Genomic DNA, 20841 nt, shown 5'->3' with positions numbered 1-20841 from the left:
AATGACTAATAGAGGTCTAATTTTTGTCTAAATATATAAATATGCAATATTGCATATAAGAATGTATTGATAAAAATGTAAGCGCTTACTATAATAAAAGCATAAAGATAAATCACATCTTAGCATCAACAACAGAGGAGGAAATAATATGACAATCGCAATGGCAGTTTTATCATTCTTAGGTGGAGTACTTCCATTAGTAACAGAACTTCTAAAAGCAGTAATGTAAATTCATTATTACACAATTATTTATAAAAATTATCATACCTTAATACGAAAAAAGAGGAGGAAATCATATGGCAATCGCAATGGCAGTTTTAAAATTTGTAGGTGGAATCATTCCATTTGTACAAGAACTTTTAAAAGCAGTAATGTAAGTTCATTATTCCGCAATTATTTATAAAATTATCACATAAATGATCTGTATATCAAAAATAAATTGATGTGCAGATCATTTATGTGAGCAAAGTCCCTTTAACATTATTAAGGGACTTTTTTAAATTTCTACATATGTTGCTTTGGAATAAAGCATCGCATCTTTTTTATAAACATTGTTAATTTAGAATTAATTTTGACCATATCTGTAATTACCTGTAAAATGTTATGCATAGAAAGGTATTTTAGGATAAATATAGAAGTGGTATGTTTTTTAGTTTTAAAGGGGCTAAAGCGCATCTATTTTATGTTTTGAGAGGGAGAATTGGAAAATCATATGAAGAATTTTAAAAAAAGTACAGGTAAAATTTTACTAGCATCTGGATTAGTAGTTTCTATGTCAGCTTGTAGTGTAACTAGTTTATTTGGAGACAAAGAAAAAACAAATGCTGAATCTGGTAAACAAGAAAGTAAGGAAACTAAGACAGAAGGAACAAGTTCAGCTAAGTCAGAAAGTAAATCATCTGAAACAAAGGAAAAATCAACTAACTCGAAAGAAGAAAGTAAAGATGTTCAAATGGTTCGAGTTTTAGCAGAAGATTATCCACAACTTATGCTAGACATTGAACAAGATATGTTAAAACGCTTTGATTACTATGATTCTTCTGTAAGAGATTATCATAAAGGAAGTAAATCAAAAGTAGAGGTTCAAGATGCTATCAAAGACTTAGATAAAGTATTCGATAAGATTGAACATATAGATGCACCTGCTAAGTATAAGGAAGACCATAAAGAAATCGTAAAAGCCGTTGGAAAGTTAAGAGAGACTTTTGCAGAGATATCAAAAGCATTTAAAACGAAAGACTATGCTATGGATAATGATAAAGAAATTTTAGCGAAAGCAAACGAGAAGTTAAGTGAAGCAAAACGTATTTGGAAACCAGTATTTGATAAGCTAAGTGCAGAAGCAAAAGGTGGTTCAACTAGTTCTACAAGCAGTTCTTCAAATTCTTCTAGTCCTTCTAAATCACCAAGTCTAGCTAGTGGTAATGAAGTGCAGACATACAGTAGCCAAGCTAAAACTGGTATATTCAAAGGGCAGATTGATACACCTGATGAGAGTTCCGCTAAGTTTAAAAATGTACAGAACAACTATAAAGATGGTACAGAACTTATAGGTAATTGGGGTATTGATTACGGAAACGGAGTAAAAACTACGTTAGTCCTAAAAGCTGATAAAACATTTGAAACATATGCAAATGGTTCTTATCCAAACAAAGATAATTACTTAACAGGAACATACGATGCAGACGTTGCTTCCCATCAGTTAACGTTAGTAGTAGAAAAAGGAACTCAAAATGGTCAAGAAGTGAAGCTAGAAAGACCGATTTATTCATCATATGAGGTTAAAAACTTAGATGGTAAAACATTACAAATCTTCCATATAGACGAACAAATAACAATTTGTTATATAAAACAATAAATAATTAGCGAAAAACTCTGTAAAATGATTTTTACAGAGTTTTTTTTGTTAGTTCTAATTTATTATAAACGATCAGACTTTTTTATAAATTACCAAACTTTATTTCAAACCCACAACATACTTGAGGTTCCGTCACATCAACATCAAGTTAAAACCACTTTTAAAACATTAAAAAGTGCTTTTTATTTATTATAAATATGAAAGAGGCAATAAAAAAACAGTAGTGCATAAAATCACTACTGTTTTTATTTTTTTTTGTAAGTAAATTATTTTCTATATAATTTAAACGAATAAATAGCTCCAACGAAGAATACAAAGGCTTCAAATCAAATTTTATTTTTTAATATGATGTAACATAATACCAATTCTTTTCTACCTTTATGATTTCTTTAAAATCACTATTAAAATCCGACTTAATTGGTTTTATATCATTAAGCGAATATATAAAACCTGAAAAATTATCTAATATACCACGATAAGTATAGAAGAAAATTAAAGTACTATTTTCTTTTTCTTGAACCAATATATCCCCACCATTTTTAGAAGTTGATACAAATTGTTTAGGTAAATGAATCATTTTATTGTTATACTCAACATTTGGAATTAACTTTTTTTGTTCTATAAGTTCTATTACTTGTTTACGATCTTCTTTATAAATTATAAAATCTAGTTTCATATATATTTTTACAAAAGGCACATATATACAAATAATAATTATGATTAATTGTATAACTAAAGGTTTCCAGTTTTTACATTTTATAAAGTTTATAATTCCTATAATAAATATTATAAAAAATGACCCATAAATTGCGATACTAACAAACGGCATGAAAAATGGTGTAACTAATTGAACTAAATACCATTTAGTTAAATTATTACAATAATACCGCTTATCATTGTAATTTTAGTTAATTTTTTTTTCATATTTTATACGCCCTTCCAATTTTAAATCGTATTTCTAAATCATCCTATATATTTAATTAAAATAATATCATCAAAAATCGAAAAAAGAGTTCTATATTTCTAGGACTCTTTTTTCGATTTTTGAAAGTAAACTTTTAAATATTAGTTTACATTCATTTTCCCATAATTATTAACCTTATCTCGAATCCCTTAATAATCTCAAAATCAACAACAAAAGTATACATTCAGGATGTTGATTTATCTCTTTTCTTTAAAGACGATAATACAAAGAAATATAAAACAGCTGGTATTATTCCAAAAAGAGCATTCCATACTAAGCCAGGTACCATAAAAACAAATGAAAACAATATACCTAATGAAATTACGCCAAATATCGCATAAATAAATAGTTGAACTAAATGAATTTTTTTAGGAGAATTCAGTTTACTTAAGACCTTTTTTGTAAACCAATCAATCAATAATGAAACTGGAATTCCAAATAATATAAATATAGGACTAATGTAGATTATGGCTATCATAAATATATCTAGAAATGAAAATTGATACGGCTTAGCGAAAACAAAATCAAGTATTTCGAATGAAGTAGATATAATTAATGCTGACAATATAGCTGCTATCAACCTTCTTAATAAATACACTGTTTTATCTCCTTTCATAAAAATTCAAAGTAAATACACTTGTAATATTTAGTTACCATAACTTCCGTTATTGGGAGTTGATTAATATTAGTTATATGAAGTTATCAAAGTTATTCCATTAAACCAACTATATCAAGAAAAATTATAGTAGTTATCATTGCGATAACTGCTATAAGAAATTTAAATCTGAATTTAATCTTAATACCTAGCTTATCTGGAATAAAATATATTCCCAAACCCATACTAATACGTCCTATTAATAAATATAATTGATATAAAAATTCGTTATTTATTTTTGTCTTAATATACACTTTACTGTAATCAAACAATAGGAAATATATTGAAATTATAATTAAGTAGAGAATAAATAATTTCACATAGTTTCTCAGTTTAGTTTTTCTCAAAATACCCCATACTCCTTTTAGATGTTCAATCAACTTATAAAATTTCTTTTATTAAATACCAATCTGATGTGAAGTTCACATAATCACCGAGGGCGGAAGTAATTCTGCTTGTATCTTTTGAAAGGAGTTGTGTTGTGGTTTGTTATATATTATTCTTCCCACCACTCATTTTCAATTGCATTTTCAATTCCCTCTAATAAGTGTTCGTAAAAGTTGTCTGCTTCTGGATAGATACCTTTTTCATGGGCACTCCAGTTTACAATAGGACATTCATTGTTCATCATTTTTTCCGTATCTAAACAATAGGAATACTCATCGCAATGCTCAATAATAATATATCCTTTCGGAATGTTGAAGGACTTAAATCTGTCATGGTAATACAAAATATCGTTGCAGCCGTTCACATATACACCATTTCCTCCTCCGCCATATTCCTTTAGAAACCATCGGTAACTGCCCGGAAGCTTTACGTTCAGTCTCTCTTCAACTTCTTGAATGGTTTCTTCTTTCTCTTTATAGAAATGCTCCCTTAAATTATTGAATTCAAGTAGTTCTCTAATTTTACTGCGATACAACTCCATTTATGTTCCTCTCCTTTTTTCATCTCAACAGCAAACCCCTCCTGTTTGGAGGGAGGGTCAATCTTTGTTTTGTTTTTCTAACAGTTGAATAACTCTATCTAACTTTTGCTCAACTGGATCTTGCTTTTTGCGATTGCTGGTATGCCGAATTATACGTATAATCCCGCCAAACAGTGCACCGATGATTATTGCAATAATGATGTAAGAAATAGTGGTTCCTAAAGGCATTATTTAGAACCTCCTTTTTCCCTATTTTACCATTTAAAAGAATTGATATGTTGTTTAATTTTGGTTGTATATTCTATACATATCTGGTTGACATAACGTCCTATTATCAGTAGTAACCCAATCCCCGAAATCTATTCATACCAAGAGTTTTCTAGCTTTCCGGTCCCTTTCTGTATGCAAGATTTCATACATTCCTGTCACAACAGCATTTGGCAGTTCAAACCGTTCTCGTAGCCTGCATGAAATCCTGCATATTCTTAGCGTATAAAATCCGCGTTTTGCCGTCAATACCCCATAAAGAAAAGACACTCTTATAAGAGTGTCTTTTCCGATAGTTTTTTAGCAGAAGCAAGAAGCTCCAACAATGATTAATAAAATAAATAATACAACTAATAAAGCAAATCCTCCAGCAAAACCGCAGCCTCCGCCGCAACTACCACCAAAGCCCATAATTGTTCCTCCTTTAGATAAGAGGATAAAACAAGAGGTCACTCATGTATTTTAACGGATTCATTTTACTTTATGGTTTTACGCATTAATTGAGCAGGTCCTTTTGAAAATAAAGAAAAGACACCCTAAGGTGCCTTCCTCCGACTTGAACCACTTCAATTTTAAAAATGTGTATTGGACTCCCATCCAAATATTATTTTACCATGTTAAGTTATGTTGTTCATTAAGAAATATGGTTCAAATCTATATTTCTCATTTACTTGATTACATCACCAGCAACTCCGGACATTGCCATAATATCAATTATTTTATCTGATATGGTGGCTTCTTCTCCGCCTCCATAGTAGGCGTTTAATGCATCAATAAACCAATATGCATCGGCCGTTACTGATCTACCTGAAGATTTCATGGATTCAATCACAGTTTGAACATATATGAACTTATCATCAAAAGACAACTTAACCCAATCCCTACCGGTTGCAATTCTAATCTTTTCTACTTCTTCATTAGCTGATGAGGAAGTACTAGTTGAAGGTGATGGATTGCTACTTTCAGGTTTATTAATTGTATCAGGTTTGACAGGTTTGATATATTTTCCATCTTTAGCACTTGCATCGTAAATGATATTATTTTCAGCAACACTTTTGTCTTTATCATCTAAGTGAAGCCACTCTCCAATTAAGCCAGGTAGATCATAATTTGCGTAGTATTCGTGTTTCTCTGTTTTTAATACAACATTTAACAATTCACATTTAACGCCTTTTCCACAGTATAACTCTCCCTCACCATCTTTACCTTGCGGTGTTCCGCTTTGTTTCTTGATGATTTTACCTATGGATACTAAGTATTCATATTGTTCTTTAGGTTGTAAGTTATCAAATGAATCGTTAAGGTAAACTACGATATCATAATAATAATATGGATTTTCATCATTTTGATCTGATTTTTCTACTTCTTTATATGTTGCGGATATTAGATGCTTTTTAATCTCTTTATCCTTCGGTATTTCGAAAACAATACTGTCTAAATTCTCAGTGGTATGTTCTGGTCCACCACAACCTGCTAAAACTAACATTGCCGTGATAATAGTTAAAATGATTCTTTTCATAGTTGTCCTCAATTCTTGTTGTTTTTCCTGGATGCAATCTACAAAATAAAAGCACTCTTTCGAGTGCTCACTTTTAAGCAGATACAGAAGCTTTTCCTTTACGGAAGATGCCCATTAATCCGCCGATCAATAATAATACTCCTGGTAATAAGTAAACAATAGAGATACAGATGAATCCACCAATAGCAGCAACTGTCATCATGATACCGCCAACTTTAGCATTCTTTTTAACTACTACGCAGCCGACAATTCCTAAGATTGATAGAGCAACAGCTCCCCAACCTAAACCAATGATGCTGTCTGCACCTTCAGCTTCAAACGCTGCTCCCATGCCGCCGATCATTAAAGCGATAAAAGCACTAATAATACCAAAAATACCACCAATAAGTCCTAATACAAATTCAGTTGTTCTTTTCATTTCATTACTCCTTAAAGTTTACTCAACTTTTAATTTAATTTCTTTACCCATCATACCGCCGCGAGCTTTTAAAACTAAGCCTTGTGCGTCAGCAGGAACATCAAAGATGACTTTGCCTGTTTGAGATAAACCAGGATTAAGTTGTTTTAAGAAGAAATCAGAGCTGCTACCGTTACCTACATCGAAAGCAGTTTGAGCTTGTATAGAGTACGTAAACTCACGATCTTTATTATCAACTAATTTGAAGCTGTTAGCATCAACAGTGATAGCATCTTTTTGATTGTTTGTAATAGTAATTTCAACTATTTTAAACACGCCTTGTGCTTTTTCTTTTAAATATTCGCCACCAACAGAATCTACTGATTCAACAGATCCTACAGCGATTTTAACTTTAGAAGACTCACCTTCTTTAGAAAGTTCCTTTTTAGGCTCTTCTTTTTTAGGTTCTTCCTTCTTAGGCTCATCTTTCTTCGTTTCTTGTTTAGCCTCTTGTTTTGATTCAGTAGAAGTTGTTTTAGCTTCTTCTTTATCTTTATCACTATTACCCGCAGCCCCAATTACTACGATAACAACGATAAGCCAGAACCACCATTTTTTGTAGAACGGTTTCTTCATGTTTGTTTCCTCCATCTGTCTGATATGTAAGATTTCCGAAACTATCATAACAGAAACAGTTACAACTAGTTTGTCGTAATTTGTCGAATAGAAATTGGAAATAATTTCTTTTATGATGAAAACAATAGAAGCACAACATGACATTTTCATCATAGAATATTTTTGTTGTTTTGCAGCATCTTCACGTACAAAGAAACTTGCTTAGCAAAACGACCTTGCTGACGTCCATCAAGCTCCTCATAAGCTCTTTGATGTCGTTACAAAATGTAAAATTTCTTACCAATTGTAAAAAAGAAAATATTGATGTATTGCCGTAAAAAAAGACACCCTAAGGTGCCTTCCTCCGACTTGAACCAAACATATATTTTTAAATTTTAGGTATAACAAAAGGATGGGTTTTAGATAGTATTCCTATTTCTTTTGCGAATTTGATTAAATCAAGCTCATATTCAGGTGCTATAAGACTAATTATTCTCATCGTTATGCTTGTAAGTAATACTCTTGTGAGTTTAACAGTTTCATCAGTTATGTTATTGCGTATAGGTTGAAGTGCAAAATCTTCGTTTGTTAAGTCTCTGTGTTTTACAGCGCTTAATGCTTGATATCCATGAGCTTCCATAGATAAAATCCCATAAAGAAGATTCGTATCTTTATCTGCAATTTTATTAACAAGTTGGTTAACTGATGTAGGTCCATTGAATAATGAATACCATTTAGGTTCGTATCTAGTTTTTTTGTTAGTAAGCTCCCATTCATTCAACACTTTTTTAAACTGTCTTTTATTTAATATAGATTCAATTTCTTTTATATCCAGTTTGGAATCTTCTTCATTCTTAAATCCATTTGGATTGTCTGTAGTTAGAGGATTATTAGCAATTTTTAATTCTGCTTTTAAAAAACCAACATAATAAGAGAAAGCTCTGTCTTGAATTCTTCTTTTTTCTTGAAGGATATATATTAAAGATAAGAAAGTCTCCATAGCTGATCTCAATAAGACTCTAGCTGGTCCTTCGAGTTCGTGATCCGCTAAAATATAATTACCGTCAACTTGTTCAAGTAATTTTCTATAAAGAGCAATAATTACTTTATGCTCGATTGGTAATTCTTTTTTTCTTTCTAGGTTTTTGAGCGTTTCGTCTCCAAACTGGATGCTTTTACTTAATACTTCTAAGTATGGCTTCATAATTTTCAATTATCCCTTTCTATAAAACATAAAAGCACTCATTAGAGTGCTGATGTTTATTTCAATTTATTACGAATCGCTTTTAATACTCCATCGACATTGTAATCTGGAATGTTACTGATTGTACGTTTCTTTGTTCCTAACATTTTCTTTACTTTAAGATAAATAATCCCTGTATTCATAAGAGAAATCCCGAATAGACCTTGTGCAATATCGAAATCAACCTCTTTGATATCTTTATACTTCACTACCTCAGCTTCAGCGCCGCCAAATAAGCCGCCTTTCATCATTACCAGGTATAAGTTATGTCCCCCCACAACAATGAAACCAGTTTTTGTTAGTTTAGGATTAGCAACTTCAAAGTAGTGAATCGCTTCTTTAGCTTTCATAACCTTCTTTAAAGCATCGAAAGCATACTGATAGTAGTTACGTTCCGTTTTTGGAAATTCCTTTGATATTTCAACCATTTCTGCAAGTGTAACCGGGTATTCGATAACACCAAACCGCTCATCGATTTTAGTGTACTTTGGATTAGCCATATAATATCCCCTTTAAAATGTAAGATTTCTCAACCCATCATAACAAATCCAGTTACAACTAGTTCGTCACATTTTGTCGAATGAAAATAAAAAAAGAGAGCCGAGGCCCTCACTTTCAATGAATGGAGAGTAGAGATGCCTCAATTATGTATCGATCTGGAGCGTCTCCTATATAATTAAAAGGATAACAAGTTGTTAATGTTAATGTTGGTTCGCTTTTTTCTACAATAACTGTTCGATCTTCTGAATCTGTTATCCAATGCTTGTTAATTCTATATGTATATGTTTTATTTTCATATTCCACAATAAGTTGGTCGTTTTCCTTTAGTTGGCCAAGCTCGGTAAAGACAGTATCTCTATGCCCACTTAAAACTGTATGTCCGTTTCCAGATGGTGTAGTAGTTAAGTCACTAACAAACATACCTACACCCTTTTTTAGTACTTTATCATCAGCTCCCCAATATACAGAGTATTTCTTTTGTATTTTAGGGATAATTAAATATGCTACTTTATCTCCTAATTGATGGTTTACCTTTGAAGTGGGAATTTGTACAGGTTCTTCAGGTTGTAATGAAGTCTCAGTCTTTGTCTCTATTTGATTGATGTTTGTTGTTTCATTTTCTTTAGAAGGTGTGGAGGTCTCATAGTGCTTCGCTTCGTTAGTCGTTAGTGACTCTGCTGATTGTCTAGCACCATACCATTCTAGAAAATAATAGGAAAAGATAGTAAGTCCAATAACAATTAAAAATAAGCCTATCCATTGTTTTTTATTCATTTTTATCACTCCATTTGAAAACGACAGGATTTCTCCTGCCGTTTTAAGGAACTATTTTATGCGTTTGTCTTTTTACGACGGAACATTAATACAGATCCAGCTAATGCTAAACCTAAGCTTGCTAACATCATTGTAACACCGTTTGATGCTGTATTAGGTAATTTTTCACCTTGTTTTTTAGTTTCTTTTTTCACAACTGTATTAGTATTTTTCTTTGTTTCTTTTGCAGTTGTTTGAGGCTTAGTATTTGTTGTCTGGTTATTATGTTTTGAATTCTCTTGCTTAGTGTTTTCTTGTTTAGCAGGTTCTTGCTTCGTGTTTTCCTGCTTAGTATTTTCTTGTTTAGTTTGTTCTTGAGGTTTAGTAGTTTCTTTATTTTCTGTTGTAGTATTTGTGCTTGTTGGATACTTATAATCTTCACATGGAATGCCATCTTTATCATTGTCTAAACGATGTGGATCATTTCCAACACCATATCCGTTTTGATCCCAGAATGCTTGAGCATCTTGTTGGCTTTTAAAATGTTCACAGTTTTTTGTATCATTAGGACTTTTTGCTGCAAATGCAGAAGAACTGTACCCCACTGTTAATAATGTGACCGCTGTTGCTGAAGCTAATAGTTTTTTCATGAATTTCTCCCTCTTCCCAAATGATATGTAGTTACATTGAAATATTTTACATTCAAAAAAAATTAAAAATAAAGCAATAATTTGTTGTTAAATGTAAGATTTCCAAATGATAATAACAAATTATTAATTATTATATTGTCATATCATGTCGAATGAAAAAAAAAAAGAGAGCCAAAGCTCTCACTGGAAGGAATGGTAAAATTTTTCCTCTAGCAAATGGAAATGATTTCTTCTAAAATCATATCATAGTATGTCTTTGTTATCGCGTAACATTTTGACATACAAAGATACCTGCTTAGCAAAGCGCCCTTGCTGACGTCCATCAAGCTCCTCATAAGCTCTTTGAAGTCATTACAAATAACAAAGAAAACATTAATATAATTACCGAAAAAAGACACCCTAAGGTGCCTTCCTCCGACTTGAACCACTTTAATTTTAATAATATGTATTGGACTCCCGTCCAAATATTATTTTACCAGGTTAAGTTATACTGTTCATTGAGAAATATAGTTCAAATCTTTGTTTTATAAAAATTAATGATTTGTACGTTTACTTGTATTTTATAAAACGCCAGACTTGTTAAGGAGTATCATGTAGTCACTAACGAATTCGTGTGTGTCTTTTTCTAGTAATTCGATGCTACTAATATCCTCTTCTGTAATGGTTTCGTTTTTGATTATTTTGTTGCTGATATCAGTAAATAGACCTCGATACTTAGCATCTTTATATGGTATTTTTCTGATGAAAATATTAAATTCATCCATATAATCCGGGTGGCAAAATCCTTTATCGTCAATGTGACGTTCTTTAATTAGGTCTAATGATGTTTTTATTGTGTTGAATTTCATATTTATTATTTGTTTTTCTTCTAATTCTTCAATTTTTTCTTGAGCAACGGTTGCTATATTGTTAGATTTATCGATTAATGAGTTTAGTTGCTCTGTTTTTAAATCTGATTCGGTTAAGTGAGTTTCAGTTTGTTGCCTTGCAATTGCGATTTCTGCAAGCTGTTCTGTAGCTACTCGTAATGTACTTTCTGCCTCTTCGATTTTTTTGTTCGCTTTCTTTTCTAAAGATTTTATATAGGCGTAAGCTAAAGTTGCTAGAGCTGTAATAATCGCGACTGCTATAGAAACACAAGTGATTAAAGTAGAAATCTCTCCTTGTAAGAATGTTATTTGGCTATCTTTAGCCGAAATTATCTTATCCTGTACGTCTTTTACAGTTTCTAAAGATTCAACTTTCGTTTGTAATTTGCTCAATTGTTCTTTAATTTGTTCGTTAGATATTGTAAATAAAGTAAGTTTCATTGTTTCTCTCCTCGTTCGTATCATTTCATAAATAAAAGCACTCATTAGAGGGTTCTGGTGCAAATACTTAGGAAAGATATAAAGAGGCGAAAAGTTTCCTAGTGGAATCTAGTCTTAAGCAACAATTCCAAATAGTTGATGGATAAACTTCACTTGATTTTGGACAGACTTGTCCAGTAAAATAAGTTGCCCTTTTTTTACCATATGCATAGCTTCTATTCCAAAAATAATGGATGTAGCTGTGCGAAAGGATTTCATTCCTAACATCGAACGAACTCGCTTTTTAATAAATCGATGATCTTGTTCCACTATGTTATTGAGATATTTCACTTGCCTTAGTTGGATGCCTAATGGCATCTTTTTTTCTTTTCTCAATTCTTCAACTGCTATAGGATAAGCTGGATTCTTATCGACTGTCACGACACGAGGCTCAGAAATATGAAAAGACTGCAAAGCTTTCTTGAAGAATCGCTTTGCAGCCTTGTGGTTTCTTGCTTTGCTTAGGTAAAAATCAATGGTATTTCCTTTCGAATCGACAGCACGATACAGGTACATCCATTGACTTTTCACTTTGATATATGTTTCATCGACTCTCCAAGAGTCATTGGTTTGCTTGAGATGACGACGGATTCTTTTGTCTAATTCAGGGCCATACTGATGAACCCAACGCATAATCGTTGTATGAGCAACGAATAAGCCCCGTTCCTCCATCATTTCCACCAAATCACGAAAGCTCAAGTTGTACCGTAGGTACCATCTTACTGTTTGCAAAATAATATCATGATGATAATGTTTCCACTTGAATAAATTTCGCTTTTCCATACTGATCACGCACCTTTTTTAGAGTAATAGTATCAGTATGTCCAAGATTTAGAGATTACCTGCAATTATCTTGAAGTTTTCGCACCAGAACCCTTTTTATTATGTATCCTTGTATCTAAAGATAAATGTATCTTTTTATTTTAAGCAGGCAAAACAAATACTCCTGCTTCTCTCTATGTGGTATAAACCCTAACCAGAACCCCCACTAGCTCATTTACATAATTATCGTTAACGGAAGTTTCTACGTACTAAATAAAAAGCTAAGGACCCCATAATAACAGGTGCAACGAAATAAAAAAAATGTGAAAAAGAAAAAGTAAAAAGAAAAAGAAATGGTGTAAGTGTATAGATAACTGCTAGTCCTATAAATACAGGAATTCCAAATTGAAACTCTCTACATCGTTTGATTTTCCTGTATAAGACTTCCCCGATTAGACAAGCTATAAGAGCTGGTATACTACCATAAATGACGATCGTTTTAATAAATCCAAATAAAACGTTCGGGTGAATAAAGCTAGGATTAAAAATATATGAAATCAAGAACCATCCGAAAATAAAAGCAAACAGACTTGCAGCATAACTAATTACAAATTTTATCATTTTAGCCAAGAAGACTCCTTCCTCAAGGAACGTGAAGGGTCGCAGCCCAGTGAGTAGGTGGGAGATGAATTGGCTTCGGACAAGGGGTGGCATGAAGCCATCTTAATTGTTCGACATATGTAAAGTGTTACTGGGTAATTTGTCATTATCACTTCACTACCTATCGAATGTATGTTTGTTGTATAATAGACACATGTCGAACTGGAGGTGAAACGAATGATTATCAATAAAGCATATAAATTTCGTATATATCCAAATAAAGCACAAGCAACGCTAATCAATAAAACGATTGGTTGTTCTCGTTTTGTATTCAATCATTTCCTATCTCTATGGGATAACGCATACAAAGAAACAGGAAACGGTTTGACATATGGTACATGCTCTGCCAAACTTCCTGCCATGAAGAAAGAGTTTGTTTGGTTAAAAGAAGTAGATAGCATTGCTATTCAGTCGTCTGTTCGCAACCTTGCGGATGCTTATACACGTTTTTTCAAAAAATAAAACAGTGCTCCGCGTTTCAAATCTAAGAAGAACAATGTACAATCTTACACCACAAAACAAACAAATGAAAACATTGCCGTTGTAGGGAACAAAATTAAATTGCCGAAACTAGGTCTTGTTCGATTTGCCAAAAGTCGTGAAGTAAATGGACGTATTTTAAATGCTACGGTTAGACGGAACCCTTCTGGCAGATACTTTGCGTCATTGTTAGTAGAAGCAGAAGTGCAAGAACTTCCGAAAACACATTCTTACATTGGAATTGATGTAGGACTAAAAGATTTTGCCATTTTGTCAGATGGAAAAACCTATAAAAACCCGAAGTTTTTTCGATCATTAGAAGAGAAGTTAGCCAAAGTACAGCGTGTTCTTTCTAGAAGAACGAAAGGATCTTCTCGCTGGAATAAACAACGAATAAAGGTTGCTAGAATTCATGAATACATGACAAACGCTAGAAAAGATTACTTGGACAAAATCTCAACTGAAATCATCAAAAACCACGATGTTATCGGTATAGAAGATTTGCAAGTATCGAATATGTTAAAGAATCATAAGTTAGCAAAAGCGATTAGTGAGGTATCATGGTCACAGTTTCGAACCATGTTGGAATATAAAGCAACATGGTACGGTAAACAAGTCATTGTCGTATCGAAAACATTTGCTTCAAGCCAATTATGTTCTTGTTGTGGATATCAAAACAAAGACGTTAAAAATCTAAACCTACGTAAATGGGATTGCCCTTCTTGTAGTACACATCATGATAGAGATATTAACGCAAGTATCAATCTAAAGAATGAAGCGATAAGGCTTCTAACCGCAAGGACTGCGGAGATAGCCTAATAAATTAGAGTTCGATAGAACTCTTTACTTAGGAATCCCCCACTTCTAAACGAAGTGAAAGTGGGGGTAGTTCAACAACGTAACCATCCTCACAATTTCCTAATATAATCTTCATTGTATGACATAACGTCCTATTATTGGTAGCAAGAAAACAGCGGATCCCTACTCTCACAAGGAATCCGCTTTTTCTTTTTCTACAACTCTATTTTTATACGTTCCTACCCTGGCTGGCGGTACCTCTTCTTGCTCTCGACTGAACCCTTTTTTATTTGTGCTCTACATAATATTACGATGTGAAATTTTCTTATTTGTTGTAATATTAGGAAGAACTTACTTAAAGGAGTAGACAGATGAAAGTGTTAAAAAATTCATGTATCGCAATTGGAGCAAATATTATATTTTGCATAGCTTTATATATTTATAATGCTTATATGTATGAACTTATTTATCCCGTCCCTGGAAGATTTTCCACAGAAGATACTATTCGTGATCTTACTTATATATTTTTTGCGTTTATCATTCCACTAACTATCGGCGTTATTTTTTCAATTAGGGCCTTACGTCAAGAGAAATACATAAAGATATTATTAGTTCCAAATTTAATTTTTTCCTTAATATTTTTAACATTTGCTGGTTGTTTTTTTATTCTATTTTCTTTAGTCGAATTACATATATATTTTCGCTAAAACTCTGACAAGCTACTAGTAACGTGGTAAGAGGAACATTTTGTCCTGTTTTATATTTTTCTAACAAAATATAAAAATATACAATCATGAAATTTCCTATTCTACTAATGAAGTTTATAAACCACATAGGGAGTAGACAGATGAAAAGATTAAACAATACAATTTTTTGGATTGCCGTAGGAGCGAATTTCATATTTTGCATAGCTTTGTATGTATATTTTGCTTATCATTATAAACTTATTTATATTCACCCTGGTGAACCATATTTAGATACTGGACGTGATCTTACATATATAATTTATGCCTTAATGATCCCATTAGCTAGCGCCATTATCTTTTCAACTATGGCATTGAAAAAAAATAAAGATCATGCAAAATTTTTGGTTCCTAATATACACTTTTCCATAATATTTTTGATATTCACTACCGCCTGGTTTCTTTTTATGTGTATTTAAGGTTAAGCGCTGCATATCTTACATTGTCCCTTTTTATTTTCTTTCGGAAAAATTACTTCTATAGAAAATATTAGTAAGTAGAAAAGCATACCTTTCTTACTTTTCTACTTACTTAGTTTTTAAGATTTTAATTACCAGAACTTCCACCACGGCTTTTTCTTCTCTTTCGCCGCTGCAACTTCATCACGATATTCCTGCATTAATTTCTTTGTTTCCTGCATCTCACGTAGTGTCTTCATAAGCGTCTCGTCTCGTGCTTCCAATCTCTTTTCCACTCGCTCATTATGCGATTCTATACTCGCTTTGATTTCCTCATTGCTTTGCTTTGCCTGCTCACTTAATCGTTCTTCCATCGCTAACATACCCTGATGCATTTCTTGCGCCATAACGCTGTATTGTTGTTGGAGTTGCTGTTGAATGTGGAATGGGATTAAACTCTTATCTTCAGGTTCTTCTTTAATCAGATCCGGATTAACTTTTTCTATTTGCTGTGCAATCATCTTCGCTGCCTTCTCTAGCGTCATACCGTCATGCTTGCTGAGTTCAATTAATCTCTCAATAACTATAATGTCGCCTTCTGAGTACTCCCGTCTGCCGCACTTATCTTTCTTTACTGCAAATCCCTCTCGTTGTAACACTTCCATGTACTTTCTGAGTGTACTATCGGATATTCCTAGCCTTTTGTATACTTCACTAGCAGAATAAACAATCTCATCCGTCATAGCGTCACAACACCTCCTAGTGACAGTATTCCATGAGGGTTAAGAAATTCCTGCAAATAAAAAAAGCCATGTATACACATGACTTTCGTAGCATAACCACTTCTATATTCAATAGAAATTAAAGTGAATTATATTTCTTTACTGTTAAAGGAATAGATATCACATATAAATCTATAGCATAAGTAATAATCAAAATCCCTTTTCCTTCATCAGCAAATTTTGCTTGCAGAAACTTTTCTGAAACTTTTCTTTTTCCCCATCTCTTTGGAAGCCATTCAAATCCTAAGAACATAATAATAGTCCTCTACTTATTAACTTAGCTACTTTTCTTTTTTCCATGATATTTCAAATTCCCCACCATGTTCTTCTGTTATAATTTTAACTTTATATGTATCATCTTTAGACACTTTAATATTATTTTTACCGTTTCCACTATTAACTTCCAGTATTTTATTATCATTTGAATCTAAAACATAAGCCTTTATGGTTCCTTGCTTAGTTTTATCATCAAAAGAGAATATTAAGCTTTCACCTTTTTTTACGTTCATATCTTGAGTTGCAAAACCAGTGAATTTTTTATACTTCCCATCTATACTATTTGAACCTCCATGAACTTTACCACCAACAATCGTTCCCTCTCTTGTAAAACAACCACTAAGAACCACCAAACATAGAACAAATAATAGTGTATTTTTAATAGTTTTCAACATCATCCCCCCTTATTTCTATGGTTTCTAATTTAATATTAGAGTTACACATTCATATAATTACTGTTTTTTCTAAAAAAAATCAAGACAAAAATCATATTATTTGGAATTTAAAATCACCCTATCCATGATGGTTAAAAATTTCCTACAAAGAAAAAGCCCTACAAGTGTAGGACTATATAGCTTTAGCAATTTAAACAAGCAATCTCATAAACAGCGGAATCATTTGGACCACTATATAAACAATTTCAGCCCTTGAAATAGGTGAAAATCCCCGTTCCTGGCTACCAACCATAATGAACAATCCACCGCATAACGCTACAACGGATGCAATTGCACTGATGCTTAAGTCCTTCCCTAAAATAAAAATTCTCTTATTCTGCTTTTACAGCAAGACTCTCCACGAAATTGCTAATTGAAGACAATTGAAAAAAGACGCATTTAGATTGATGCGTCTTTTGGCGATGTCTCTTTTGTGAAATCATATAAAGCTATTGCACCTAAAATAACAAGTATGCTTTCAGGAACATCTATCAAAATAGTTTTCCAAATCTCTGGTATTACCCATTTAATATCTGCTGCTGATTCAAGATATGTTTGAAAATAACCGATTGTAAAATCAATTACAGATAAACATACAAATAATGTTAGACAAAATCGAATTAATTTCTTATTTTTAAACATGTAACACCTCTCAAAATTCATTGGATATTCCTACTTGTGGTTCATTATATATATAAATCCCTATATTTAATTTTAACATACAAAAAACTCAAATAAATACAATATGCATATTTACATATCCTATTGACACCTTGGGGTACCGCCACACATCCATCAACTTAAGGATTTAGACTATTCTTAAACTTAAAAGCACGTTACTATTCTCTTATGTTAATGAGAAAGGGTGACGTGCTTTTTATGAATATGCATCAAAAACACGAGTTGTCTTTATTTGCCGAAGAGTTATATCGATATATGTCTCCCGCTACACTTAATCAATTAGCTATAGAAGCAGGTGGAATGAAACGAAAACGTAAGTGCCATGGGCACCATTTTTTATCTTTGTGTGTATGGTTAAATCAACAAATCGCTACAACCTCTCTTACTCAACTTTGTAGTCAATTAGAAACTTCAACAGGAATTTTATTAAGTCCTGAGGGACTGAATCGACGATTTAACTCGGCTTCTTTAGCCTTCTTTCGAAATGTATTTACTACACTTCTACAAGCTAAAATTGGAGGATCATCTACAATTTCTCATTCTCTTTCTGCTTACTTTGAGCGGATTCGCATCCTTGATTCTACAACCTTTCAAGTTCCAGATTGATTCGCAGCTACTTATCCTGGTGCCGGAGGCTGTAGTCATACAGCTGGTGTGAAAATTCAATTAGAGTATGACTTGTTGAGTGGAGAGTTTTCTGATGTGAAAATTGAACCAGGAAAACGAAGTGATCAGGCATATGGGACGACTCGAATGGACATGACACAAAAGAATGAACTATATATTCGTGACTTAGGGTATTTTCGTTTACAAGACTTTAAATCGATCCAAGATAAGGAAGGGTATTATTTATCGCGTCTTAAATTACCAACTAAAATATATAGAAAAGAATTCGAAACAGTGGTATTTAAAACAAAACCTGCTCAATTGAGACCGGTATATATACAAATTCATTTGGAAGACATCATGAACCAATTACAACCTGTCCAAGTGTATGAATTACATGATGTATATGTAGGGAGCAAAGACAAACTACCCACTCGCATTGTGGTTTATAGATGTACAGAGGAGCAAAAACAGAAACGTCTACATGATCGAGCTATTCGTGAAAAGAAAAAAGGGATTACATATACAGAGCGTACGAAACTTTTACAAGGAATTACGGTATATATGACAAACATTCCTACGGAATGGGTACCGAAAGAGAAAATCTATGATTTATATTCACTGCGTTGGCAAATTGAGCTGTTATTTAAAATATGGAAATCTTGGTTTCGAATTCATCGTTGTAAATCTATTAAACAAGAGCGATTAGAATGCCATCTTTATGGACAACTCATTAGTATCCTATTATGTTCTTCTACTATGTTTAAAATGAGAGAACTCCTGTTACGTAAGAAACAGAAAGAACTAAGTGAATATAAAGCGATGTACATAATTAAAGATTATTTCTTACTTTTTCATCAAGCACTACATAAAAACACCCAAGAATTATCAAAGATTCTCCTTCGTCTGTTTAACCTCCTACAGCGAAACGGACGAAAATCTCACAGATATGAGAAAAAAACAGTCTTTGATATTTTAGGTGTTGTGTATGAGTATACCACTTCTGCCCATCAGGTAGCATAGCGAAAATTTGAAACCCGTCAGGGTTTATTTGATGTGCCTACTTTTATAACATCTATAAAAGATAATAAAAAACTACGTGGAAAGACCGCATTTTGTATAAAAATATACGTTAAGTTGATGGATGTGGGGTAGCACCACATGCCCATCAAGTTAATGAAACTAGTTACTCCAAAACAAAAAAATGTATATTTTTACCTGAATATGCCGATTTTCTCGTTTTGGGGGTATTTGCCTTTATTAGCTTGATGGCGATGGGGTCTCGCCAACTAAACGCGAATTTCGTACGCTAAGGAATTTCTAAGTTGAAAAACTTGGTTTTACCATACGTTAACAAAATACCATAAACGACATTTAGTGTTTGTTATGGTACTTTGTTTTTGATAATGAGTTTTGGAACTGGTTTTTGACCGTATTTCTTTCAGTTTTATTAGAACTAAATAGAGCTCCTTAAACGGTCGTTTCTGGTTCTTTTTCAACGTTTCAAAATTTGTATTGAAAATAGTAAGTCATAGAAGTATCATATACATATTCAAACATTTGAAGATGTATATGATGTTTTTGGTTTTTAATTATAAATAAGTACTAGAGGTGTTTTAATGGGAAATGAAATGCAACAATTTAAAGCTGATTTTTTTAAAGCCTTATCACATCCTCTGCGAATAGGTATTCTAGAACTATTGTCAGAGGGTGAAAGAAGTGTAAATGAAATTCAAACCATCCTTAACAAGGAAGGTTCAGCTGTTTCTCAACAATTAAGTGTACTACGTTCAAAAAACATTGTTGTTGGTACTAAAGATGGAAAACGAGTTTTATATTCTCTACGGGACCCTATGATTGTGGACTTACTGGTAGTTGCACGGAAAATTTTTAACAACCATTTAATCGACACGATTTCAATGTTAGAAGAACTAGATGAAGCAGAACGTGAAACGATAGTTAAGGAGGGTTAAGTTGAGCATTGAAGTTAAGAAAAAGGATATCATTCAACATGGAATGGAAATATTTCGCTCAATAGGAGCTCATCACGTTTGTAATGTTTGTATTAAAAGTGGAAATTCTTGTTGTTTTTCATGCCAGCATTTACAGGATGGAGTTGGATGTCAAAAGAGAAATACAGCTTGTACAGCTTGGTTATGCGGAATTCAAAGTTTTTTATTTGATCAAATAGGGGTACTGGACGAATGGAATAGTTTCTGGAGTGAAATTCCAGGACAAATGTTTCGTAGAGATAGTACCCCAGATAACGTAAGAATTAAATCGTTTATAGATATGAAAAAGCTAGATAGTCGAGGTGGATTACTTCTAGTAGAAAGGTTAAATTCCTACATACAAGAAGGAGGAGATATAGGTAAATTAGAACGTCATTTAAGCAAAACGTATAACTAATATTAGATTGATGCTCTCTTATAAAGAGATAAGAAGCGTCTGTATAAGAGTATGAGAAATGCATTTGTAACTCAAATTTATCAAAAGAAAATATTCTTTCAGAAGAAGTAAGA

Annotated in this window: 24 protein-coding genes and 5 pseudogenes; 7 read left to right on the top strand and 22 right to left on the bottom strand. The window is 32.6% G+C overall.

All coding sequences use genetic code 11. From position 1 onward, the window contains the following. Positions 1-700 precede the first annotated feature (700 nt). A complete protein-coding gene (locus MHI07_RS28905; protein ID WP_340827275.1) occupies positions 701-1858 on the top strand; it encodes a DUF3994 domain-containing protein in 1158 nt (385 codons plus the stop codon). 340 nt (positions 1859-2198) lie between these two features. Here the strand turns inward: MHI07_RS28905 and MHI07_RS28895 are convergent. From MHI07_RS28895 to MHI07_RS28810, 18 genes and pseudogenes are all read right to left on the bottom strand, one after another. Then, a pseudogene (locus tag MHI07_RS28895) lies at positions 2199-2782 on the bottom strand (hypothetical protein). A gap of 224 nt (positions 2783-3006) precedes the next feature. Then, positions 3007-3420, bottom strand: a complete 414-nt coding sequence (locus MHI07_RS28890) for a hypothetical protein (RefSeq protein WP_340827274.1) — start codon at positions 3418-3420, stop codon at positions 3007-3009. Between the two features lie 110 nt (positions 3421-3530). Next, positions 3531-3824: a hypothetical protein gene (locus MHI07_RS28885; protein ID WP_001232687.1), complete on the bottom strand. Its 294-nt coding sequence runs from the start codon at positions 3822-3824 to the stop codon at positions 3531-3533. Between the two features lie 149 nt (positions 3825-3973). Continuing rightward, positions 3974-4405, bottom strand: a complete 432-nt coding sequence (locus MHI07_RS28880; protein ID WP_002193665.1) for an SMI1/KNR4 family protein — start codon at positions 4403-4405, stop codon at positions 3974-3976. 57 nt (positions 4406-4462) lie between these two features. Then, positions 4463-4633 (bottom strand): DUF4083 family protein, encoded by a 171-nt coding sequence (locus tag MHI07_RS28875; RefSeq protein WP_098786684.1) that lies wholly within the window; start codon positions 4631-4633, stop codon positions 4463-4465. Positions 4634-4972: 339 nt separating this feature from the next. Then, entirely contained in the window at positions 4973-5083 is a 111-nt protein-coding gene (locus tag MHI07_RS28870) for a YjcZ family sporulation protein (RefSeq protein ID WP_000505681.1), read from the bottom strand. A 256-nt stretch (positions 5084-5339) separates the two neighbouring features. Continuing rightward, positions 5340-6191 carry a hypothetical protein gene (locus MHI07_RS28865; RefSeq protein ID WP_289357765.1) on the bottom strand — a complete coding sequence of 284 codons (852 nt, stop codon included), beginning with the start codon at positions 6189-6191 and terminating at the stop codon, positions 5340-5342. Positions 6192-6264: 73 nt separating this feature from the next. Next, the gene (locus MHI07_RS28860) at positions 6265-6609 is read right to left on the bottom strand and encodes a DUF4064 domain-containing protein (protein WP_340827272.1); all 345 of its coding nucleotides are present in this window, start codon (positions 6607-6609) and stop codon (positions 6265-6267) included. Between the two features lie 18 nt (positions 6610-6627). Further along, on the bottom strand, positions 6628-7224 hold the full coding sequence (locus MHI07_RS28855; protein ID WP_340827295.1) for a DUF4352 domain-containing protein: 597 nt from the start codon (positions 7222-7224) through the stop codon (positions 6628-6630). Between the two features lie 149 nt (positions 7225-7373). Continuing rightward, a pseudogene (locus MHI07_RS28850) lies at positions 7374-7475 on the bottom strand (XRE family transcriptional regulator); the annotation flags it as partial. A gap of 116 nt (positions 7476-7591) precedes the next feature. Beyond that, positions 7592-8407, bottom strand: a complete 816-nt coding sequence (locus MHI07_RS28845; protein ID WP_340827271.1) for a DUF5677 domain-containing protein — start codon at positions 8405-8407, stop codon at positions 7592-7594. A 56-nt stretch (positions 8408-8463) separates the two neighbouring features. After that, complete coding sequence (locus MHI07_RS28840; RefSeq protein ID WP_071747752.1) at positions 8464-8946, bottom strand: PH domain-containing protein; 483 nt, start codon at positions 8944-8946, stop codon at positions 8464-8466. A 115-nt stretch (positions 8947-9061) separates the two neighbouring features. Further along, positions 9062-9721, bottom strand: coding sequence for a class D sortase (locus MHI07_RS28835; RefSeq protein ID WP_215582389.1), 660 nt, complete (start codon positions 9719-9721; stop codon positions 9062-9064). Positions 9722-9777: 56 nt separating this feature from the next. Then, positions 9778-10350, bottom strand: a complete 573-nt coding sequence (locus MHI07_RS28830) for an excalibur calcium-binding domain-containing protein (protein ID WP_340827270.1) — start codon at positions 10348-10350, stop codon at positions 9778-9780. A 243-nt stretch (positions 10351-10593) separates the two neighbouring features. Next, positions 10594-10698: pseudogene (locus MHI07_RS28825) on the bottom strand (XRE family transcriptional regulator); the annotation flags it as partial. A gap of 212 nt (positions 10699-10910) precedes the next feature. Beyond that, positions 10911-11660, bottom strand: a complete 750-nt coding sequence (locus MHI07_RS28820; protein ID WP_215582391.1) for a hypothetical protein — start codon at positions 11658-11660, stop codon at positions 10911-10913. Positions 11661-11774: 114 nt separating this feature from the next. After that, on the bottom strand, positions 11775-12482 hold the full coding sequence (locus MHI07_RS28815; protein ID WP_340827269.1) for an IS6 family transposase: 708 nt from the start codon (positions 12480-12482) through the stop codon (positions 11775-11777). Positions 12483-12710: 228 nt separating this feature from the next. Beyond that, positions 12711-13082, bottom strand: coding sequence for a hypothetical protein (locus MHI07_RS28810; RefSeq protein ID WP_340827294.1), 372 nt, complete (start codon positions 13080-13082; stop codon positions 12711-12713). 216 nt (positions 13083-13298) lie between these two features. On the opposite strand from MHI07_RS28810, the pseudogene tnpB reads away from it, so the two are divergent. The 3 genes and pseudogenes from tnpB to MHI07_RS28795 all read left to right on the top strand — a co-directional run bounded on the left by tnpB (position 13299) and on the right by MHI07_RS28795 (position 15561). Continuing rightward, a pseudogene (gene tnpB / locus MHI07_RS28805) lies at positions 13299-14420 on the top strand (IS200/IS605 family element RNA-guided endonuclease TnpB). Positions 14421-14770: 350 nt separating this feature from the next. After that, positions 14771-15106 (top strand): hypothetical protein, encoded by a 336-nt coding sequence (locus MHI07_RS28800; RefSeq protein WP_048517098.1) that lies wholly within the window; start codon positions 14771-14773, stop codon positions 15104-15106. A 140-nt stretch (positions 15107-15246) separates the two neighbouring features. After that, on the top strand, positions 15247-15561 hold the full coding sequence (locus MHI07_RS28795; protein ID WP_199709971.1) for a hypothetical protein: 315 nt from the start codon (positions 15247-15249) through the stop codon (positions 15559-15561). Between the two features lie 131 nt (positions 15562-15692). On the opposite strand, the gene MHI07_RS28790 is transcribed toward MHI07_RS28795, so the two are convergent. The 4 genes from MHI07_RS28790 to MHI07_RS28775 form a co-directional block, all read right to left on the bottom strand. Next, positions 15693-16283, bottom strand: coding sequence for a DUF3967 domain-containing protein (locus MHI07_RS28790; RefSeq protein WP_340827268.1), 591 nt, complete (start codon positions 16281-16283; stop codon positions 15693-15695). 118 nt (positions 16284-16401) lie between these two features. After that, entirely contained in the window at positions 16402-16575 is a 174-nt protein-coding gene (locus MHI07_RS28785; RefSeq protein ID WP_165927698.1) for a hypothetical protein, read from the bottom strand. A gap of 28 nt (positions 16576-16603) precedes the next feature. Then, entirely contained in the window at positions 16604-16993 is a 390-nt protein-coding gene (locus MHI07_RS28780) for a hypothetical protein (RefSeq protein WP_199709972.1), read from the bottom strand. Positions 16994-17431: 438 nt separating this feature from the next. Then, positions 17432-17695 (bottom strand): DUF3937 family protein, encoded by a 264-nt coding sequence (locus tag MHI07_RS28775; RefSeq protein ID WP_340827266.1) that lies wholly within the window; start codon positions 17693-17695, stop codon positions 17432-17434. 216 nt (positions 17696-17911) lie between these two features. Between MHI07_RS28775 and MHI07_RS28770 the strand changes: the two are divergent. The 3 genes and pseudogenes from MHI07_RS28770 to MHI07_RS28760 all read left to right on the top strand — a co-directional run bounded on the left by MHI07_RS28770 (position 17912) and on the right by MHI07_RS28760 (position 20728). Further along, positions 17912-19342 (top strand): annotated as a pseudogene (locus MHI07_RS28770) (IS4-like element ISBce2 family transposase). A 596-nt stretch (positions 19343-19938) separates the two neighbouring features. After that, positions 19939-20292, top strand: a complete 354-nt coding sequence (locus MHI07_RS28765) for an ArsR/SmtB family transcription factor (protein ID WP_340827265.1) — start codon at positions 19939-19941, stop codon at positions 20290-20292. Position 20293: 1 nt separating this feature from the next. Further along, positions 20294-20728: a DNA mismatch repair protein gene (locus tag MHI07_RS28760; protein ID WP_199676273.1), complete on the top strand. Its 435-nt coding sequence runs from the start codon at positions 20294-20296 to the stop codon at positions 20726-20728. The last annotated feature ends 113 nt before the right edge of the window (positions 20729-20841 follow it).

The organism is Bacillus sp. FSL H8-0545 (assembly GCF_038006105.1).
In the GTDB taxonomy this organism is placed as follows: Bacteria; Bacillota; Bacilli; order Bacillales; family Bacillaceae_G; genus Bacillus_A; species Bacillus_A cereus_U.
Note: the sequence above shows the minus strand (reverse complement) of the source record. Positions and strands in the feature narration are given on the sequence as shown.

Excerpts from the sequence above, each read along its gene's own strand:
- MHI07_RS28880 (WP_002193665.1), bottom strand. The coding sequence starts at position 4,405 with ATGGAGTTGTATCGCAGTAAAATTAGAGAACTACTTGAATTCAATAAT.
- MHI07_RS28875 (WP_098786684.1), bottom strand. The coding sequence starts at position 4,633 with ATGCCTTTAGGAACCACTATTTCTTACATCATTATTGCAATAATCATC.
- MHI07_RS28870 (WP_000505681.1), bottom strand. The coding sequence starts at position 5,083 with ATGGGCTTTGGTGGTAGTTGCGGCGGAGGCTGCGGTTTTGCTGGAGGA.
- MHI07_RS28865 (WP_289357765.1), bottom strand. The coding sequence starts at position 6,191 with ATGAAAAGAATCATTTTAACTATTATCACGGCAATGTTAGTTTTAGCA.
- MHI07_RS28860 (WP_340827272.1), bottom strand. The coding sequence starts at position 6,609 with ATGAAAAGAACAACTGAATTTGTATTAGGACTTATTGGTGGTATTTTT.
- MHI07_RS28855 (WP_340827295.1), bottom strand. The coding sequence starts at position 7,224 with ATGAAGAAACCGTTCTACAAAAAATGGTGGTTCTGGCTTATCGTTGTT.
- MHI07_RS28845 (WP_340827271.1), bottom strand. The coding sequence starts at position 8,407 with ATGAAGCCATACTTAGAAGTATTAAGTAAAAGCATCCAGTTTGGAGAC.
- MHI07_RS28840 (WP_071747752.1), bottom strand. The coding sequence starts at position 8,946 with ATGGCTAATCCAAAGTACACTAAAATCGATGAGCGGTTTGGTGTTATC.
- MHI07_RS28835 (WP_215582389.1), bottom strand. The coding sequence starts at position 9,721 with ATGAATAAAAAACAATGGATAGGCTTATTTTTAATTGTTATTGGACTT.
- MHI07_RS28830 (WP_340827270.1), bottom strand. The coding sequence starts at position 10,350 with ATGAAAAAACTATTAGCTTCAGCAACAGCGGTCACATTATTAACAGTG.
- MHI07_RS28820 (WP_215582391.1), bottom strand. The coding sequence starts at position 11,660 with ATGAAACTTACTTTATTTACAATATCTAACGAACAAATTAAAGAACAA.
- MHI07_RS28815 (WP_340827269.1), bottom strand. The coding sequence starts at position 12,482 with ATGGAAAAGCGAAATTTATTCAAGTGGAAACATTATCATCATGATATT.
- MHI07_RS28810 (WP_340827294.1), bottom strand. The coding sequence starts at position 13,082 with ATGATAAAATTTGTAATTAGTTATGCTGCAAGTCTGTTTGCTTTTATT.
- MHI07_RS28800 (WP_048517098.1), top strand. The coding sequence starts at position 14,771 with ATGAAAGTGTTAAAAAATTCATGTATCGCAATTGGAGCAAATATTATA.
- MHI07_RS28795 (WP_199709971.1), top strand. The coding sequence starts at position 15,247 with ATGAAAAGATTAAACAATACAATTTTTTGGATTGCCGTAGGAGCGAAT.
- MHI07_RS28790 (WP_340827268.1), bottom strand. The coding sequence starts at position 16,283 with ATGACGGATGAGATTGTTTATTCTGCTAGTGAAGTATACAAAAGGCTA.
- MHI07_RS28785 (WP_165927698.1), bottom strand. The coding sequence starts at position 16,575 with ATGTTCTTAGGATTTGAATGGCTTCCAAAGAGATGGGGAAAAAGAAAA.
- MHI07_RS28780 (WP_199709972.1), bottom strand. The coding sequence starts at position 16,993 with ATGTTGAAAACTATTAAAAATACACTATTATTTGTTCTATGTTTGGTG.
- MHI07_RS28775 (WP_340827266.1), bottom strand. The coding sequence starts at position 17,695 with ATGAATTTTGAGAGGTGTTACATGTTTAAAAATAAGAAATTAATTCGA.
- MHI07_RS28765 (WP_340827265.1), top strand. The coding sequence starts at position 19,939 with ATGGGAAATGAAATGCAACAATTTAAAGCTGATTTTTTTAAAGCCTTA.